Raw genomic sequence first — 18,237 nt, 5'->3', positions numbered from 1 at the left:
GTGAGGCCGGCCGCATTGGCACGACGTTGATCAAGTCACCTTACGAGCAAGCATTGCGTCACTGGGCATTTGCTCTCTGAGTGAACGTTGAGGGCTATCTGCGTTATTGTGCCCTGACTGTTGAGGCGCGACAGGAGCACCTCTTTTCCATCGATTGTCAGGTCCTTTGATTCGCCTTTGGTGATTCTGTGCTGTTCAGTCCCATGTATCACCACGAGTGTGTACTCACCGGCCATTTGGTTCTCCACCCGCAGTGTCCCGGCCGGCTGCGCTGTTGAGTTCGATGGCGCCGTGCAGCCTGCGGTAGTCAGCGTGGCGATTACCCAAAGGGTGACGATGCCTGTTTGTCGTTTGATATTCATAGCGATTTTCCTTGGCGTAAGCAGGGGAGGTTGCCCACCGCTATTCAACGCTTGAAAAATCGGCTTGTAACCTGTCAGAAGTAACAGGTAGGGGCTCGTGTCAGCGGGTATCGCTCAGCCAGCGATTCTGCGTGCTCAGCCACCAGGCAATCGCCCCCAGGATCAAGCTGCGTACCGCCATGAATAGCAAAAAAGTTATCCACAGTCCGTGGTTGCCCAAGCCCTGCAAGGCCCAGGCAATCGGCAGTACCAGCATCACCGTCAGCAACATCCCATCGCGCATTTCCCGCGCCCGCGTTGCACCGATAAACAGCCCATCGAGCAAATAACTCCACACCGCAATCAACGGCAATACCGCGAGGTAGGGCAGGTAGATATCGGCGGTTTCGCGCACGCTGGGGATATCGGTTTGCATGGCGATGAACAGATGGCCGCCGAAGGTGAACAGTAGGGCGAAACCCACGCTGGCGATCAGCGACCAACCACAGGCAACCACCAATGACCGCCGTAACGCTTGCCGGTCACGTGCGCCGATGGCGTGGCCGCACAGAGCCTCGACCGCGTGAGCCAGGCCATCCAGGGCATGTGCCGTCAGTAACAGCCCGTTGAGCAGCAAGGCATTGGCTGCAACTGTGGCATCTCCCAGCCTTGCGCCTTGCACCGTGATCATGAAAAACACCGACTGCAACGCCAGGCTGCGGATAAAAATGTCGCGGTTGACCGCCAGCAACGGGCGCCAGCTTTGCCACAGTTTCAAGGCGGCCCAAGCGATATGCCCAGGATAGGCGCGCAGGGCTTTTTGCGTAAGCGCCAGGCCGAGCAGGGCGCCGGTCCACTCTGCGATCACCGAGGCTCGGGCGGAGCCGACCACGCCCCAGTCCAGCCCGAGGACGAACCATAGGTTAAGCGCGATGTTGACCAGGTTGGTGGTCAGCAAAATCGCCAATGGCGCTCGTGCATTCTGGGTGCCGAGGAACCAGCCGACCAGTGCATAACTGGCGAGAGCGGCGGGCAGGCCGAACAGGCGGGTGTGGAAAAACTCGCGGGTCAGTTGGTTCAGTTCGGGCGAGGGCTGTATCCATTCCAGAGCCAGATGGCTCAGGGGAATGCCCACGGTACCCAGCAGCATCGCCAGCCCCAGCGCCAACAGCAAGCCTTGCAACAGGATTTGCCGCAACGCTGCACCATCGTTGCGCCCGGCGGCCTGGGCGGCGAACCCGGTGGAGCCCATGCGCAGGAAACCCATGGCCCAGGCGAGGAAGGTATACAGGCTGGCGCCGACAGCCACGGCACCCAGTTGGTGGGCGTGGGGCAGGTGACCGATGACCATGCTGTCCACCAGGGCCACCAAGGGCACCGAGATATTCGACAGGATCATCGGCGCGGCCAGGGCCCAGACGCGGCGATGGGTGGGGCGGTGGCGCCAGTCGGTCAGCAGGGCGGTCATGAAGGCTCCTTGGTAGAGCGGCATTGTAACCGTCAACCCGCCACACAGCAGAACCAATGTGGGAGCTGGCTTGCCTGCGATAGCAGTGGGTCAGCCAGTGAAGATATCGGCTGAAAGACCGCTATCGCAGGCAAGCCAGCTCCCACCGTTTGATCTCCAGTGGCTGTGGGATTTGGCTTGGCTTCATGCCCTCCTAGAACCAACCGCCCCTCTGTCGGTCAATGTGACCGGCGCCGCAGCGGCTTGGTCGGCGCTGATATATAGTTCACCCCTCGGTTCCCTCTGACGATGAGTGCCCCATGCTTAACAAAGGACTGTTCCTGGCCTGCGCGCTGGCCCTGCTGAGCGCTTGCGATTCTTCCGATAAACCCGCTGCACCGCCTGCGCCCACCGTGGCGGCAGCGCCGAAGCCGGTGAAAGCGGCGGTGGACGTGGCAGCGTTGAAGCAACGCTATGCCGGGCGTGAGCTGAGCGTGGTGGATGTGTCCGAGGTGCAGTTGGATGGGGCCAGCACGCTGTCGGTGAGTTTTTCCATTCCGCTGGACCCCGATCAGAAATTCGCCGACAAGCTGCACCTGGTAGACAGCAAGTCCGGCAAGGTCGATGGCGCCTGGGAACTGTCCGATAACCTGATGGAATTGCGCCTGCGCCACCTTGAACCGCAGCGCAAACTGGTGCTGACCGTGGACGCAGGGGTGAAGGCGGTCAACGGCAACACCCTCGCCGCCGAATACAGCGCCCGCCTGGAAACCCGCGACCTGCAAGCCACCGTCGGCTTCGCCAGCCGTGGCACCCTGTTGCCGACGCGCCTGGCCGAGGGCCTGCCGGTGATCGCGTTGAATGTCGACAAGATCGACGTGGAATTCTTTCGGATCAAACCCGAATCCCTGCCGTCGTTCCTGGCGCAGTGGGGGCGTAATACCAGCCTGCAAAGCTATGAGTCCCGTGAACTGCTGCCAATGGCCGAACTGGTGTACGGCGGGCGTTTCGACCTGAACCCGGCGCGCAATACCCGCGAAACCCTGTTGCTACCGATTGCCGGCCTCAAGCAGTTGCAGCAGCCGGGCGTGTACCTCGCGGTGATGCGCGCTTCGGGCACCTACAACTATTCGCAACCGGCCACCCTGTTCACCTTGAGTGATATCGGCCTGTCGGTGCACCGCTACGCCAATCGCCTGGATGTGTTTACCCAGGCCCTGGAAGGCGGCAAGGCACTCAACGGCGTCGAACTGGAAATCCTCGATGCCGAAGGCCGCGTGCTCGGCCAGGGCAAGACCGAAGACGGTGGCCACGCCGAGTTGCCGCTGCCGAAAAAAGCCCAGGTGTTACTGGCCAAGCAGGGCGAGCAAACCAGCCTGCTGCGCCTGGACAGCGCCGCGCTGGATTTGGCGGAGTTCGATATCGGCGGGCAACCGTCCCACCCGTTGCAGTTCTTTGTGTTCGGCCCGCGTGATTTGTATCGCCCCGGCGAAACCGTGCTGCTCAACGCGCTGTTGCGTGACAAGGATGGCAAGGCGGTGAAGCCTCAGCCGGTGAGCGTCGAAGTGCGGCGCCCGGATGAACAGGTGAGCCGCAAGTTCGTGTGGGAGGCCGACGCGTCGGGCCTGTATCAATACCCGTTGCAGCTGGCTGGCGAGGCGCCGACCGGGCGCTGGCAGTTGGTGTTCGACCTCGGTGACGGCAAGCCGCAACTCTATGAATTTCTCGTCGAAGACTTTCTGCCCGAACGCCTGGCGCTGGAACTCAAGGGCAGTGACACGGCGTTGAGCCCGGCGGATAACCCGGTCATCCAGGTCAACGGTCGTTACCTCTACGGCGCGCCCGCCTCCGGTAACCGCGTCAGTGGCCAGGTGTACGTGCGGCCACTGCGTGAGGCGGTCAAATCCCTGCCGGGCTACCAGTTCGGTTCCGTCACTGAAGAAGAGCTGAGCCAGGATTTCGAACTGGACGAAAGCGTACTCGACGCCAATGGCGAGCAAGCGCTGACCCTGGAAAGCAAGTGGGCCGAGGCCAAGTCGCCGTTGCAACTGATTGTGCAAGCCAGCCTGCAGGAGTCCGGCGGTCGGCCGATCACCCGGCGCCTGGTGCAGCCGATCTGGCCGGCCGAGCAATTGCCGGGCCTGCGTGGGCTGTTTGACGGCAAGGAAACCAACGGCGATGGCCCGGTGGAATTCGAAGTGCTGGTGGCCAACCAGGACGGTCAGAAACTGGCCGCGCAAGACCTCAAGGTGCGCCTGGTGCGTGAGCGCCGCGACTACTACTGGAACTACTCGGAGAATGACGGCTGGAGCTACCACTTCAACGAGAAATTCCTCAACCTCGATGAGCAGAGCCTGAACATCAAGGCGGGCGACACCGCCAAGGTCAGCTTCCAGGTGGAGTGGGGCCCTTACCGCGTGGAGGTCGAAGACCCGCAGACCGGGCTGGTCAGCAGCCTGCGTTTCTGGGCCGGCTACCAGGCCCAGGACAACACCGAAGGCGGCGCCGTGCGCCCCGACCAGGTCAAGCTAGCGTTGGACAAACCCGCCTATGGCGATGGCGACACCGCCAACGTCACCGTCACGCCACCGGCTGCCGGTAAAGGCTACCTGTTGGTGGAGTCTGCCGAAGGCCCGCTGTGGTGGCAGGAAATCGACGTGCCGGCCGAAGGCAAAAGCTTTGCGGTGAAGCTCGACCCTAAATGGTCGAGCCACGATCTGTATGTGAGCGCCCTGGTGATTCGTCCCGGCGAGCGCAAAGCCAATATCACGCCTAAACGCGCCGTGGGCTTGCTGCACCTGCCGCTGGATCGCACCCAGCGCAAACTCGGCCTGACCCTCACTGCACCTGAAAAAATGCGCCCCAAACAACCGCTGACGGTAAAGATCGCCGCCAAAAACGCCGATGGCAGTGTGCCTCAAAAGGTGCACGTACTGCTTGCGGCAGTGGACGTGGGCATCCTCAATATCACCGAATTTCCAACGCCCGATCCGTACGCCAGCCTGTTTGGCCGCAAAGCCTATGGCGTCGACCAATTCGACATCTACGGCCAGTTGATTGAAGCCGGCCAAGGGCGCCTGGCCAGTCTGGCATTTGGTGGCGACGCGGCGTTGGCCAAAGGCGGCAAACGCCCGGACACCAGCGTAACCATCGTCGCCCTGCAAAGCGCCCCGGTGACGCTGAACGACAAAGGCGAGGGCGAAGTCAGCGTCAATATCCCCGACTTCAACGGCGAACTGCGCCTGATGGCCCAAGCCTGGAGCGATGATCGCTACGGTATGGCGGAAGGCAAGACGGTGATTGCCGCCCCGCTGATTGCCGAGTTGTCGGCGCCGCGCTTCCTGGCAGGAGGCGACCAGACCACCCTGGCCCTGGACCTCTCCAACCTGTCGGGCAAGGCGCAGAAACTCGATGTGCAATTAACGACGCAAGGGCCGTTGGAACTGGTCAACAGCGACGCGCAATCGGTTGAACTCAAGCAAGGCCAGCGCACCACCCTGCGCATTCCGGTACAAGCCTGGGGCGGTTTCGGTCAGGGCAGGGTCAAGGTTACGGTCAATGGCCTGGACCTGCCGGGGGAAAACCTGCCGCCGTTCAGCCGTGAGTGGACCCTGGGCGTACGCCCGGCGTACCCGGCCTTGCTCAAGCATTACCGCGCCGTGATCAAGGATCAGCCGTGGAGCTTGCCGGCGGGTGCGCTGGATCAGTTCGATGCCTCGGGGCGTGAGGCGCTGTTGAGCCTGTCGAGCCGGCCGCCGTTGAACCTGGGCGCGCAGATCAGTGCGCTCAAGGCGTACCCCTATGGTTGCCTGGAACAAACCGCCAGTGGCTTGTACCCGTCGCTGTACGCCGACGACGCGCTGCTCAAGCGCCTGAGCATCAAGGGCGAGCCGGATGCCGAGCGTAAGCGCAAGATCGAGTTGGGCATCGAGCGCCTGCTGGGGATGCAGCGCTACAACGGCAGCTTCGGTTTGTGGGGCGCTGATGGCGAGGAAGAATATTGGCTGACTGCGTATGTCACCGACTTCCTGCTGCGCGCCCGCGACCAGGGTTTTGCCGTACCGCCTGAAGCCTTGAAGAAGGCCAGCGAGCGCCTACTGCGGTATGTGCAGGAACGTAACCTGATCGAGGTGGATTACAGCGACAACGCCGAGCACACGCGTTTCGCCGTACAGGCCTACGCCGGTATGGTGCTGGCGCGCAGTCAGCAGGCGCCGTTGGGTGCGTTGCGCAGTCTGTTCGAACGGCGCAGCGACGCACGCTCCGGCTTGCCGTTGGTGCAGTTGGCCATCGCCCTGCAGAAAATGGGCGACCAGCCGCGTGCCGATCAAGCCTTGCTTGCCGGTTTGGCGGCGCAGCGCAGTGCCAAGGAGTGGCTGGCCGACTACGGCAGCCCGTTGCGCGATCAGGCGATGATTCTGGCGTTGCTGGAGGAAAATGACTTGGCCAAGGGCAAGCGTGAAGAGCGCCTGTTTACCTTGTCGGACCAGTTGGCGGCCAGCCCCTATCTGTCGACCCAGGAGCGCAACTCGCTGTTCCTGGCCGGGCGGCTGGGTTTCGCCCAGCCCGAATCGGCGTGGAAGGTGCTGTTGGATGGCAGCGACGGGGAGCATGAGCTGAATAATCAGCAGTCGACGCTCAACCTGGAAGGCAAGCTGCTTTCCGGCAATTTGAGCCTGACCAATCAAAGCGATGTACCGGTCTACCAGCAACTGACAATCTCGGGTTACCCACAAGTGCCGCCTGCCCCGGGTGGCGAGAACCTGAGTATTCGCCGCGAATACCTGGGCATGAATGGCCAGCCGTTGAATTTGCGCAGCCTCAACAGCGGCGACCTGGTGCTGGTGCACCTGGCCGTCAGCGCCAAGCAACGGGTGCCGGATGCCCTGGTGGTGGACTTGCTGCCCGCCGGCCTGGAACTGGAAAACCAGAACCTGGCACAAAGCGCAGCGAGCCTGGAGAACGCCAGTAGCCAGGTCAAGGAGTGGCGCGAGTCGATGCAGAATGCCTCGCTCAAGCATCAGGAGTTCAGGGATGATCGCTATGTGGCGGCCATGAATCTGGATGGCTATGGCACCACGCACTTGTTGTACCTGGCGCGTGCGGTGACACCGGGAACCTACCGCGTGCCGCCGCCGCAGGTAGAGTCGATGTATCGGCCGAACTGGCAGGCCGTGGGCGAGACGCCGGTGGATATGGTGATCAAGGGCCGCTGAAAGACACTGTAGGAGCGAGCTTGCTCGCGAAAAACGTCAACGATAACGCGTGCTTCCTGAATCAACGCGGCGTCTGTGAGTTTTTCGCGAGCAAGCTCGCTCCTACAGGAGAGGATCGAAATATCAGTGTACGACCCAGCTCAGCAACCAAAGCCCCAGCATCAGCCAGATGATTCCCACGATAATCGAGGCCCGCATAAAGGCGCGTACCGCCGAGTACAGGAAGAGCAACCCGACGATCAGAGTGATGATGCTGATGATCGAGGTGTCCATGCCCAAGGTGCGTGACAGGCCGTCGATAAAGTTGCCGCCGGCGTGGGTCAAGGCCCCGAACAAACCGCTGAGCCCGTCGACGATAAAACGGATGACGGAACCGAGCGCCTGGCCCAACCATTCGAAAAAGCTTTCTACCTGCATGTGCGTGTCCTGATGAGAAGGTGGGCGTAACTGTGCCTTTGGTTGTCGATAACGCAGGCGAGTTCCCTGCAAGCATAGAGGTTTGCCCGTTTGAGTTTTAGTTTAATCACCTGCAGATGTACGCGGCCCAATGTGGGAGCTGGCTTGCTCGCGAAGGCGGCGTGCCTGTGACATCTCTGCCAACTGACCCACCGCTTTCGCGAGCAAGTCCGCTCCCACAGTTATTGCGCTGGGCTTTGGGTTGTGTGGCGTTAGTAATAGCGCTGCTGTGGGGCGCCGATCGCATCTGGCCCTTGCCCCTGCCCCAGGACGACCTGGCGCGGGTGGTGCTGGCCGAAGATGGCACGCCGCTGTGGCGATTTGCCGATGCCAATGGCGTATGGCGCTACCCGGTACAGACCCGCGAAGTGTCGCCGTATTATCTCGACGCGCTGCTCACCTATGAAGACCGTTGGTTCTACCAACACCCCGGCGTAAACCCGTTGGCGCTGGTGCGTGCGACCTGGCAAAACCTGAGCGGCGCGCGGGTGGTCTCTGGCGGCAGCACCTTGTCGATGCAAGTGGCGCGCCTGCTCGACCCGCACTCACGCACCCTGCACGGCAAGTTACGCCAGCTGTGGCGTACCGCGCAGTTGGAGTGGCACCTGTCCAAGGATGAAATCCTCAACCTGTACCTGAACCGCGCGCCCTTCGGCGGTACGCTGCAGGGCGTGGCGGCAGCGAGTTGGGCGTACCTGGGCAAGTCGCCATCACAACTGACTCACGCCGAAGCCGCGTTGCTCGCGGTATTGCCCCAGGCGCCGAGCCGTTTGCGCCCGGACCGTCATCCGCAGCGCGCCCAGCAGGCTCGGGACAAAGTGCTGCGCCGCCTGGCCGAGTTTCAGGTATGGCCGCAATCGGCGGTGGATGAAGCCTTGGAAGAACCCCTGTTGCTCGCCCCACGCCTGGAACCGAGCCTGGCGCCCTTGCTCGCACGTCGCCTGAATCGCCCCGACAGCCCGCCACTGATTCGCACCACTCTGGATGCCACCTTGCAACGCCGTCTCGAAGACCTGCTGTTGGGCTGGCGCGCACGCCTGCCGGAGCACACCTCGGCGGCCATCCTGGTGGTGGAAGAGGAAAGCATGGCGGTGCGCGCCTACCTGGGGTCGGTGGATATCAATGACACCAAGCGCTTTGGCCATGTGGACATGATCAGCGCGCTGCGTTCGCCCGGTTCCACCTTGAAGCCTTTTCTCTACGGGATGGCGTTGGATGACGGCCTGATTCACTCCGAATCGCTGTTGCAGGATGTGCCTCGGCGCTATGGCGATTACCGTCCAGGCAACTTTTCCATGGGTTTTACTGGCGCGGTGCCGGCGAGCACCGCGTTGTCCAGTTCGTTGAACCTGCCTGCGGTGCAACTGCTGGAAGCCTACGGGCCCAAGCGCTTTGCCGCACAGATGCGCATCGGTGGCATGCCGTTGGCGTTGCCGGCATTGGCCGAGCCGAACCTGGCGCTGATCCTCGGCGGTGCGGGCAGTCGTCTGGAAGAACTGGTGAGTGGCTACAGCGCCCTGGCCCGTGATGGCAAGAGCGCCAGCCTGCGGTTACAGCCGGACGATACGCTCAGGGAGCGGCCGTTGCTGTCGCCCGGCGCCGCTTGGATTGTGCGGCGCATCCTCAGCGGCCAGGCGCGGCCCGACCGTGACCCACGTGCCGAGCTGGTCCAACGGCCGGTGCTGGCATGGAAAACCGGCACCAGTTATGGCTTTCGCGATGCCTGGGCGATTGGCGTGGGCCCGCGTTACCTGATTGGCGTATGGATCGGCCGGCCCGATGGCACGCCGGTACCGGGGCAGTTCGGCTTGGCGTCGGCAGCACCGTTGATGTTGCAGGTGCATGACGTGCTGACCAACCGCGACAGCCAGCGCGGCATCAGTGCGCCAGTCAAACCGGTGCCTGCCAATATCGGCGTGGCAGCGATTTGTTGGCCGCTGGGCCAGCCCATGAGCCGCAGCGACCCCAATTGCCGCCGCCAGCGTTTTGCCTGGACCCTGGACAACACCACGCCGCCGACCTTGCAGGCATTGGATCAACCCTTGAGCGTGGGCTTGATGGAAAGCATCTGGGTTAACCCCAAGGGTTTGAGGGTCGATGCCCATTGCCCTGGCGCAACCCCCAAAAACATCGCGCTGTGGCCGGCGCCGCTGGAGCCCTGGTTGCCAAGGATTGAACGCCGGGAAGCGCGCATTCCTGCGCCTGACCCGGATTGCCCTCCGCCGGCGCTGGCCGCTTCATCGCCGTTGTCCATCGTGGGCGTACGCGAAGGCGACCAACTGCGCCTGCCCGCTGCCAGTCAACAAGCCTTGCGCCTGAACATCTCCGCCCTGGGCGGCAGTGGCCGGCGTTGGTGGTTTCTCAACGGTGCGCCGTTGGGCGACAGCGCGAACCAGGACAGCATCAATGCCAGTTTTGAACGGCTGGGCCGCTATCAGCTCAGCGTATTGGATGAAGCCGGCCAAACCGCCAGGCTCGAGTTCAGCGTTGTCGACTGATCGCTGATCGTTCCCACGCTCTGCGTGGGAACGCCGCCTGGGACGCTCCGCGTCCCGTCATGGGGTAAGCTATACCCATTCAGGAGCCCCCGCATGAACCTCGAACACCTCACCGAACGCCTGCACCGCATCCGCGATACCAACGACTGGAAGCAGTTCCACAGCCCGAAAAACCTGGCCATGGCTGCCAGCGTGGAAATGGCCGAGCTGGTGGAAATCTTCCAATGGCTCACCGAAGACCAATCCCGCCAACTGCCCGCCGATAAACTCGCCCATGCGGGCCAGGAGGTCGGCGATATTGTCCTGTACCTGCTGTTGCTGTGCAGTGAGCTGGGGCTGGATATGAACGAAGTGGTGCGCGCCAAACTGGCCGATAGCGAACGGCGGTTTGCCCATGAGTGATCGTCATTTCGACCAGTTGGCCACGCGCTTTGCCGAAAAAATCTACGGCGGTGCCAAGGGCGCGATTCGCCTGGCGGTGCTCCAGGCCGACCTGGTGCAAGCCTTGCCGCAGCGGCCGTTGCGCGTATTGGATATCGGCGCAGGCCTGGGGCACATGTCGCTGTGGCTGGCCGAGCAGGGCCACGAGGTAACCTTGGCCGAACCCGCGGCGCCGATGCTTGAAGGTGCGCGCCAGCGCTTCGCTGACGCGGGCCAAAGCGCGACCTTTATTCATGCACCGTGGCAGGACTTGCTTGGCCAACTCACCGAGCCTTACGATCTGGTGCTGTGTCATGCCGTGCTGGAGTGGTTGGCCGAGCCCCACGCCATCCTGCCGGTACTGCACCAACTGACGCTGCCGGGTGGCTGGTTGTCCCTGGCATTCTACAACCGTGATGCGTTGATCTACCGCAATCTGCTCAAAGGCCACTTCCGCAAAATGCGCAAGAACGACATGGCCGGCGAAAAGCAGAGCCTGACGCCGCAACAACCCCTGGACCCACGGGAGTTGGCGGCGCAACTCGAAGGGCTGTGGCAGGTCGAAAGCCAAAGTGGCGTGCGGGTGTTCCACGACTATATGCCGGTGGAATTCCAGGCTCGCGCCAACCTGCAGGACTTGTTGGAGATGGAGCTCGCTCACCGTCGTCACCCAAGCTTTGCCGGGCTTGGGCGATATTTGCACTGGATCTGCCGCCCGGTTTAAGCGGCCCAGCGTGGGAGGTCGACATGCGTCGTCTCGGTTTAATCCTGTTGTCTCTAGGCCTTGGGGCGTGCTCGAGCCCCAATCCTTACATCGCCAGTTCGGCACCGATGCCGCCGGCGCCCGCCCAGGCGGCCACTACCTTTGATGCCAGCGCCTACCCCGCGCCGGTGCGCGACTATGGTGCCTACCGCAGCTGGGGTTGGCTCAACGGTCAGTTGCCGGCGGGCACGGCCTGGGCCGATTCGGCGCAGATTGCCGAGGCGGTCAGCGGCGCCCTCGATCAGCGAGGCTTGCGCCCCTTGCATGATAAGCGTGCGCCCGACCTGCTTGTGAGCGCCGATGTACGCCTGGAAAAACGCCTGCGCCAGGTCCAGGACGATTATGGTTACGGCTACGGCGGCTATAACCGCTATGGCAACGGTTACGGCATGTACAACAGCGTGCCCGTGGTGCGCACCTATGAAGTGACAGTGGCCGTGGCGCGTATCAGCCTGTTTGATGCGCGCACCCGCCAGCCGGTGTGGAGCACCAGTGCCGAAACCACCAGCCAGGGCAGCCTGAGCGAACGCGCCGATAGCTTGCGCAAGGCGATGCAGAAGGCAATGGCTGCCTATCCGCCCAGTTAGCAGCTATTCTCATTACAGGCCCACGTTGTTTTTGGAGAACACCATGCTTCGTCGCATCGCTGCGCTTGCTGTTGTCATGTTGCTGGGCGGTTGCCAGAGCAACCAGGTCAACCACGATTTCGACGCCAGCCGAGACTTCGGCGCCTACCGTAATTGGGCCTGGAAAGACCCAGCGTTGCAGTACCGTCCCGATGACCCGAGGATCAAGAGCGACCTCACCGAGCAACGCATCCGCCAGGCCGTGGGCGAACAGCTGGATCAGCGCGGTATGCGTCCTGCGGCGGCGGGCACCAAGGCTGACCTGAATGTACAGGCCTACCTGATCGTCGAAGACCGCCAGCAGCAAGTCACCACCAACTATGGCGGTGCCTGGGGCGGCCCGTGGAATGGTTACTGGGGCGCGCCGATGTACAACGAAACCCGCAATATCACCTACAAGGTCGCGACCATCCAGATCGACCTGCTCGACGGCAAGGACGGCAAGCTGGTGTGGCGCGGCAGCGACGAACAGATGATGGCCAGCACGCCGAACCCCGAGGAACGCAACAAAGCCATCCGCAGCACCGTGACCAAGATCCTTTCCAACTACCCGCCGCGCTGATCGCTCACTGTAGGAGCGAGCTTGCTCGCGAAAAACGTCAACGATAACGCGTACTTCCTGAATCAACGCGGCGTCTGTAGGTTTTTCGCGAGCAAGCTCGCTCCTACAGTATCAGGGCGTATCAGGGCATCTCCGCCAGTCGCCAATGTGGCGAGTTGCCAGCAACCTGCCGAAGCCTTGTCTACACTCCAGTGCAACGGAGAGTTAGCGCAGGAGTGCTTCGATGTCTCCCCGATTCGGCTCCAGACAGCGTGGTGCAATTGGCTTGATGGCGGCAGGCACTTTGGCCTTGGCCTTGGTGTTTACGTTGCTGGCGGTCGACAGCGGGCGCTTGTATTTGGAAAAGCGCAAGCTGCAATCCGTCGCCGATACCTCGGCGTTGGAGGCAGCCAGTCTCGGTGGCCAATGCGGTACCAACACCACCGCAAACGCCTATGCCACGCAAAATGCGGCGCGCAACGGTTTTGTGGTCGGTAATGGCAGCACCCTGGCGGTGACATGCGGCACCCTGGCGACCAATGCTCTGAACACCCGTGTGTTTACCGCTGATGCCACCAAGAGCGACGCTATCCGCGTGATGGCTTCCCGCACTGTGACGACCAGCGTCGCCAATGGGCTGTGGAACCTGTTCAGTGGTGCGCCGATTACCCCGCAAATCAACTTGAGCGCCACCGCCGTCGCGGCGACACCGCCGCCCGTGGCGCAGTTGTCGATCCGCAGCAGCCTGGCCAGCGTCGATTCAGGCAAATCCCCGCTGCTCAACCTGGTCATCGGCAATCTGCTCGGCGGCAACCTTTCGCTCACGGCGGCGGGTTGGAACGGCTTGCTGCAGACCAACGTCAACCTGCTCAGTTATTTGGACCAACTGGCGATCAACCTGAACGTGAAGGCCGGTGACTACGATGCCTTGCTCAGTACCGCAGTCTCGGCTACTCAACTGATCGACGCTGCTGTGAAGGTTTTGCAGAAAAACGGTGCGGCGGTCACAGCGGTCGTCAATGACGTGGTTTCGATTCAAGCCATTGCGCCCAACAGCAAGCTGTTGACCGTGGGTGACCTGATTGACATCGCCACCGGCACGCCGACGGCGGCGCTGAATAGCAACGTGCAATTGTTTCAACTGTTGGAAGCGGTGGCGCAGTTGTCCAGCAGCAAGAATGCGGTGAGTGCGGCGGCGCAGGTCGCGATTCCGCTGGTGGGCAATGTGTCGATCCAGACCAAGGTCATCGAACCGCCGCAGCTTTCAGCGATTGGCAATCCTGTGTTGGCCAAGAAGGGCTTGCAAAATACCCCTCCGACCGATCAGATTTTTGTACGCACCGCGCAAGTGCGCACGTTGGTGACCGTGCAGGCGCCGATCATCAAGGCGGTCTCTGGCGTGGCGTCCATATTGACGGGCCTGGGCACGCCGGTGTCCCAGGTGGTCAAGGGCTTGTTGAACCTCAACCTGCCGGCGGTGGTTGGCGGTGTGTTGTGCCTGGTGGCCTGCAATGTGGCTGACGTCGATGTCACCACATCGCTGGCCATTTACATCGAAGCCGGCAGTGCGCAAACCCATGTCACGGATTTCAATTGCGACTCGCCGGCCTCCAAATCCTTGACGGTGAAAACCACTACGTCCCTGGCGACCCTGGCGGTCGGTACAGTGGATCCGGTGGCGGCTTTTTCTTCCTCCGCAGCAGTCGATGTGCAGCCGGTCAGGCTGATCGATTTTGGCCAGCGCTACTGTGTGGTCCTGACGCTGCTGTGCAGCCCCAACCGTACACCCAATGTGGGGGGTGGTTTGCTGTTGAAAGCCAACTCCACCATTGCCGCGCAAACCAGCACGATGGTGTTTGCGCCGGTGGCCGAGATGAATGCGCCGCCCACCTACAAGTTCGCGCCGGGCACCGCCAATATCGTCGGCAGCCTGGCGGCGACCCTTAATGGCTTGCAGGTAACTTATGCACCGCCCAGCGGCAGTGTCTCCAGTGGCGCGTTGGCTGGGGTTGCCGGGCTGTTGGCGACCATCACCACGGCGGTGGTGGGGCTGATCCAGAATGTGCTGTCACCGATTCTCGACCCTGTCGTCAACACCTTGCTCAGCGCCTTGGGCATCAACCTGGGCAATGCCGAAGTCGGTGCCAATCTCTCTTGCCATATGGGCCGGGCTTATCTGGTGATTTAGCTGACTCCCCGAGTTCCAAATGTGGGAGCTGGCGTGCCTGCGATGGCGGCCTGCCAGCCGACGCCTATCTACCTGACCCCCCGCGATCCAACTGTGGGAGCGGGCTTGCTCGCGAAGGCGGCCTGGCAGTCAACACAGTTGGAACGTGTACATATCCATTCCTGCGGTAACGGCCACTTAGGGTTCCGCTTTTACAGCGGCTCACTTTTGAAAAGAGCCCAAAAGTAAGCAAAAGGCTCTTGCCCCACCACTCGGCACCTCGCCTAGGCTCGGTGTGCCCGCAATCCGCCAGTGATTTGGGGGGCCGCCGCCACGCGCCATCCATGGCGCGGGGCGGCTAAACCGGCATCCCTGCCGGTTTACCCCCCAAATCACTGTCGAATTCCGGCCAGCGTGGTTTGACGGGGCGCCTAAGATCAAAAGCAGAGCAAGAGCAAGAGCAAGAGCAAGAGCAAGAGCAAGAGCAAGAGCGGCTCGCTTCGCATCGTGGTTAGCTGATTGAGTTCTGCGCGATGGGTAACTCGACGCAGAATTTCGCGCCGGCCTCGCCGTTGGTGACGCTCAGGCGCCCACCCATGTTTTCCACAATCCCATAGCTCACCGAGAGCCCCAATCCGGTGCCGACGCCGATTGGCTTGGTGGTAAAGAACGGTTCGAAAATCCGCTCCAACAGGCGCGGGTCGATCCCGCCGGCGTTGTCTTCAACCCAGATACGCACATGGCGGCTGTCGTGCTCGCTGTGCAGGGCAATCCAGGGGCGCAGGGCAGGGTCTTTTTCTCGCCGGCTGAGTAATGCGTCGCGGGCATTGACCATCAGGTTGATCAGCACCTGTTCCAGCTGGTCGACATAGCCTTTGACCTGCACCGAGAAGTCCGCAGGGCTGATGCGCACGTCTACACCTTTGCCGCGCAGGCCTTCGCTGAGCAGGGACAGGGTGCCCTCCAGCGCCTGCGCGGGGTCGAACGGTTGCTGCTCGATTTCCGAGCGGCGGCCGAACACGCGCATATGGTCGACCACCCGTGCCGCGCGTTGCACCTGGGCGTCGATACGCTGCAGTTTTTCCGTAAGGTAGTCGATTTGCACATCGCCATTGCCCAGGCGCTTGAGCACATTGGTGATGGCCATGTGCATCACGTTCAGCGGCTGGTTGATCTCATGGGCCAGGCCGGTGGCCATTTCGCCGAGGGTGGCCATTTTCGCGCTTTGGGTCAGTTGCTGCTGGGAGCGGCGTACTTCGGTGTTGTCGCGGCCCACGGCCTGCACTTCGATCAGAGCGCCTTGTTCATCGAAGACGCCACGGTCCGACCACACCCACCAGGCATGTTCGCGCCCCGGCAGTTGCAGGCTGATTTCCGCGGTGCTCACCGGGAATTCCGGGGTCAGTTGCTGAATGCGTTGCATAAAGGCAGCGCGCTGTTCATCCGACAGCCACTGGCCCAAGTCGATGCCTGGCAATTGGTCGGGCCGGCATTCCAGGTAATTGGCCAGCGGCGTGTTGCCGAAGGTGAGGATCAGGTCGGGACGGTAGCGACAGATCATCGCTGGCGAGTCTTCCACCAGGATGCGGTAGCGCTCTTCACTTTGGCGCACCTGCTCGGCGGCCAGGGTCGCCTCGGTGACGTCCAGCCAAAGGCCCACGGCTTCCACCGGCAAGCCGAGGTCGTCGCGCAAAAGCTTGGCTTCGTCGAGCAGCCAGTGGTAGTTGTCTTGCTTGTCGCGCAGGCGGTAGCGGCTGCGCACGTTGCCTTCGCGCAGCAGCTGGCGGGTGCGTTCGAAGTAGCGTTCTCGGTCGTCGGGGTGGATCAGCGCCGCCAGGGTGTCGTGGTTGCAATCGGCCAAGGTCCAGCCCAGCAGCGGTAACAGGCTGGCGCTGAAAAACGCTGGGTGCAGCGCGCCGTTGACGTAGCGCTGCACATAGATGACGGCCGGTGAGCTGGCGATCAGGTTGTCCAGGCGCGCATGGGCGGCGGCGGCTTGCAGTTGCTGGTTCTGAATGTCGCTGATGTCGAGCATGAAGCCGACCCAGCGCCGTTCATTGCCGGCTCCCAGCACTTGGCCTTGTATGCGGTACCACAGGGGCGACTGCTCGGACTCGGTGCGTTGCAGGCGCACGTTGGTCAGCAGTGGCTTGCCCAGGGCTTGCAGGTCTTGCAGGCGGCTGTCGAGGGCCTGACGGTCGGCGGGGTGGATGAGTTCGAGCCAGGTGCCGAGGGGTTGGCGGGTGGGGCCTTCGTCCAGGCTCAGGTTGCGCAGCAATTGTGGCGCCAGTTGGATTTCCTGGGTGGCGGGCAACAGTTCCCACCAGCCAGTGCCGAGCAGGCCTTGCAGGGCTTCTACCCGTTCCAGTTGCTGGTGGTGACGCTGTTCGCGCAGACGGCCCAGCAGCGGCGCGGCGAGTGCCGCGCACAGGTTCAGCCAGTCACGCTCGCCGGTGTGGTGTGCCTGGCCGTTATAGAAGCCACACAGCAGCCACGCGGCGGCGCCATGGCTGTCGCGGTACGGCACCAGGAAGCCGTCGGCATTGCCAAATACACTGTGCAGGCGCGGGTTGTCGCTGCGCCCCTGGGCAATGTCCAGGCTAAGTGGTGTGTTGCCGTTGATGCTGTCCAGGCTGGTGCCCAGGTGTTGCCCGGTCTGCCACAAGGCCGGGGCGTCGTGAGCGGCGTAGTGACTGTAGATGCGCCAGCCCTGGTCATCTTCGTCGAGCAGTGCCATGGCGACGCAGGGGATGCGCCAACGCTGGGCCACGCTGCGCAGGTGTTCGCTGAACACCTCGGGCAGGCGGTTGGGGCTGCACACGCGCAGCTGTTCGCTCATCAGGGCGGCGAGTTGGTGGTTCTGTTCGCGTTGCTGCACCCGTACTCGGTCGGCCAGCAGGTCAGTGATGTCCAGCAGGTGCAGGGCCCAGCCGTCGCCCTCCGGCTCGATCCAGCCGCGGGTATGCAGGACCTGGCCAGCAGCGCCCTGGAAGTCGAGGTCCAGGCCGTGTCGTTGCCACTCCTGCGGCGTGCCCTCGACACTCCGCGCGCTGTCGGCACACAGCAAGGTCTGCAAGGGCGGGTTGGGCGCGTTGGCAAGATGCTGGGCAAGCAAAGGCCTCAAGGTGCCTGAGATGTTCAGCACCCCACCCAGGTTGTCCAGTTGCAGTTGCAGGCCCGGCGCGGGGGTTGCTGGCGCGTCCAAGGCCAGGGCGCTGGTGCGCCCGCGCAGGCGTGCGAACAATTTATCCCCCGTCGTCAAAACTGAAGGCTCGAGGTAGCAGTGAGGTTGGTGGGCAGGTTGGGTACGGTGCCCACCCCGGGCAATACCAGGGCCGGCAGAACCGCTTTGATATTGGCCGAGGGGTAGGTGATCTTCACTGTCAGCAAATTATTGGTGTAGGTGGCGGTGATATAGCCGGGCAAGAATTTCAATGAGCCGGGGATCCAGTTCAATTGGGCCTGGGCGGCATCCTTGGCGCGTTGCACCACCAGGGCCGAATAGCCTGCGGTGCTGGGGTCCAGGGACACACTGCGGCGGACCCCTTCGGCTGCCGCTTGGTGAAATGACTGCATCAACAGCAGCGGCAAGCTGTAGCTGAGCATGCCGTAGAACACTGCAAAGAAAATCACGAAGACCAAGGCAAACTCGATCGCCGCAGCGCCTTTTTGCTTTCTCGGGAGGCTCGATTTCATGACTGCGTCTACCCTGAGTCGAGTACTTGATATCAGCATAGAATCATTCAGCCAAAAGGGATGTTT

General features: G+C 62.4%; 12 protein-coding genes. 7 read left to right on the top strand and 5 right to left on the bottom strand.

The annotated features are described in order from the left end of the window. Nucleotides 1-35 precede the first annotated feature (35 nt). Together GIV26_RS21840 and GIV26_RS21835 are read right to left on the bottom strand one after the other, a co-directional pair. Nucleotides 36-362: a hypothetical protein gene (locus tag GIV26_RS21840; protein ID WP_054896399.1), complete on the bottom strand. Its 327-nt coding sequence runs from the start codon at nucleotides 360-362 to the stop codon at nucleotides 36-38. A gap of 100 nt (nucleotides 363-462) precedes the next feature. Beyond that, entirely contained in the window at nucleotides 463-1,809 is a 1,347-nt protein-coding gene (locus GIV26_RS21835; RefSeq protein ID WP_236282188.1) for an MATE family efflux transporter, read from the bottom strand. Nucleotides 1,810-2,108: 299 nt separating this feature from the next. Between GIV26_RS21835 and GIV26_RS21830 the strand changes: the two genes are divergently transcribed. After that, entirely contained in the window at nucleotides 2,109-7,004 is a 4,896-nt protein-coding gene (locus tag GIV26_RS21830; RefSeq protein WP_236282186.1) for an alpha-2-macroglobulin family protein, read from the top strand. A 123-nt stretch (nucleotides 7,005-7,127) separates the two neighbouring features. On the opposite strand, the gene GIV26_RS21825 is transcribed toward GIV26_RS21830, so the two are convergent. After that, a complete protein-coding gene (locus GIV26_RS21825; protein WP_003188208.1) occupies nucleotides 7,128-7,421 on the bottom strand; it encodes a hypothetical protein in 294 nt (97 codons plus the stop codon). Between the two features lie 224 nt (nucleotides 7,422-7,645). On the opposite strand from GIV26_RS21825, the gene pbpC reads away from it, so the two are divergent. The 6 genes from pbpC to GIV26_RS21795 all read left to right on the top strand — a co-directional run bounded on the left by pbpC (nucleotide 7,646) and on the right by GIV26_RS21795 (nucleotide 14,496). Beyond that, nucleotides 7,646-9,958, top strand: a complete 2,313-nt coding sequence (gene pbpC, locus GIV26_RS21820) for a peptidoglycan glycosyltransferase PbpC (protein ID WP_268943358.1) — start codon at nucleotides 7,646-7,648, stop codon at nucleotides 9,956-9,958. Between the two features lie 93 nt (nucleotides 9,959-10,051). Further along, nucleotides 10,052-10,360 (top strand): MazG-like family protein, encoded by a 309-nt coding sequence (locus GIV26_RS21815; protein WP_003188211.1) that lies wholly within the window; start codon nucleotides 10,052-10,054, stop codon nucleotides 10,358-10,360. Further along, nucleotides 10,353-11,102, top strand: coding sequence for a methyltransferase (locus tag GIV26_RS21810; protein WP_047712475.1), 750 nt, complete (start codon nucleotides 10,353-10,355; stop codon nucleotides 11,100-11,102). Before GIV26_RS21815 ends, GIV26_RS21810 begins: the two co-directional genes overlap by 8 nt. A gap of 23 nt (nucleotides 11,103-11,125) precedes the next feature. Beyond that, entirely contained in the window at nucleotides 11,126-11,728 is a 603-nt protein-coding gene (locus GIV26_RS21805; protein ID WP_236282182.1) for a DUF4136 domain-containing protein, read from the top strand. Nucleotides 11,729-11,771: 43 nt separating this feature from the next. After that, nucleotides 11,772-12,329 carry a DUF4136 domain-containing protein gene (locus tag GIV26_RS21800; protein WP_054896403.1) on the top strand — a complete coding sequence of 186 codons (558 nt, stop codon included), beginning with the start codon at nucleotides 11,772-11,774 and terminating at the stop codon, nucleotides 12,327-12,329. Between the two features lie 223 nt (nucleotides 12,330-12,552). Then, nucleotides 12,553-14,496 carry a pilus assembly protein TadG-related protein gene (locus GIV26_RS21795; RefSeq protein WP_236282180.1) on the top strand — a complete coding sequence of 648 codons (1,944 nt, stop codon included), beginning with the start codon at nucleotides 12,553-12,555 and terminating at the stop codon, nucleotides 14,494-14,496. 490 nt (nucleotides 14,497-14,986) lie between these two features. Here the strand turns inward: GIV26_RS21795 and GIV26_RS21790 are convergent, their stop codons facing one another. Both GIV26_RS21790 and GIV26_RS21785 read right to left on the bottom strand, forming a co-directional pair. After that, nucleotides 14,987-17,737 (bottom strand): PAS domain-containing sensor histidine kinase, encoded by a 2,751-nt coding sequence (locus tag GIV26_RS21790; RefSeq protein ID WP_236282178.1) that lies wholly within the window; start codon nucleotides 17,735-17,737, stop codon nucleotides 14,987-14,989. Next, nucleotides 17,734-18,171, bottom strand: coding sequence for a TadE/TadG family type IV pilus assembly protein (locus GIV26_RS21785; RefSeq protein ID WP_003188217.1), 438 nt, complete (start codon nucleotides 18,169-18,171; stop codon nucleotides 17,734-17,736). Before GIV26_RS21785 ends, GIV26_RS21790 begins: the two co-directional genes overlap by 4 nt. Nucleotides 18,172-18,237: the final 66 nt, after the last annotated feature.

It is taken from the genome of Pseudomonas sp. PA-1-3F (genome assembly GCF_021609665.1).
In the GTDB taxonomy this organism is placed as follows: Bacteria; Pseudomonadota; Gammaproteobacteria; order Pseudomonadales; family Pseudomonadaceae; genus Aquipseudomonas; species Aquipseudomonas paracarnis.
Note: the sequence above shows the minus strand (reverse complement) of the source record. Positions and strands in the feature narration are given on the sequence as shown.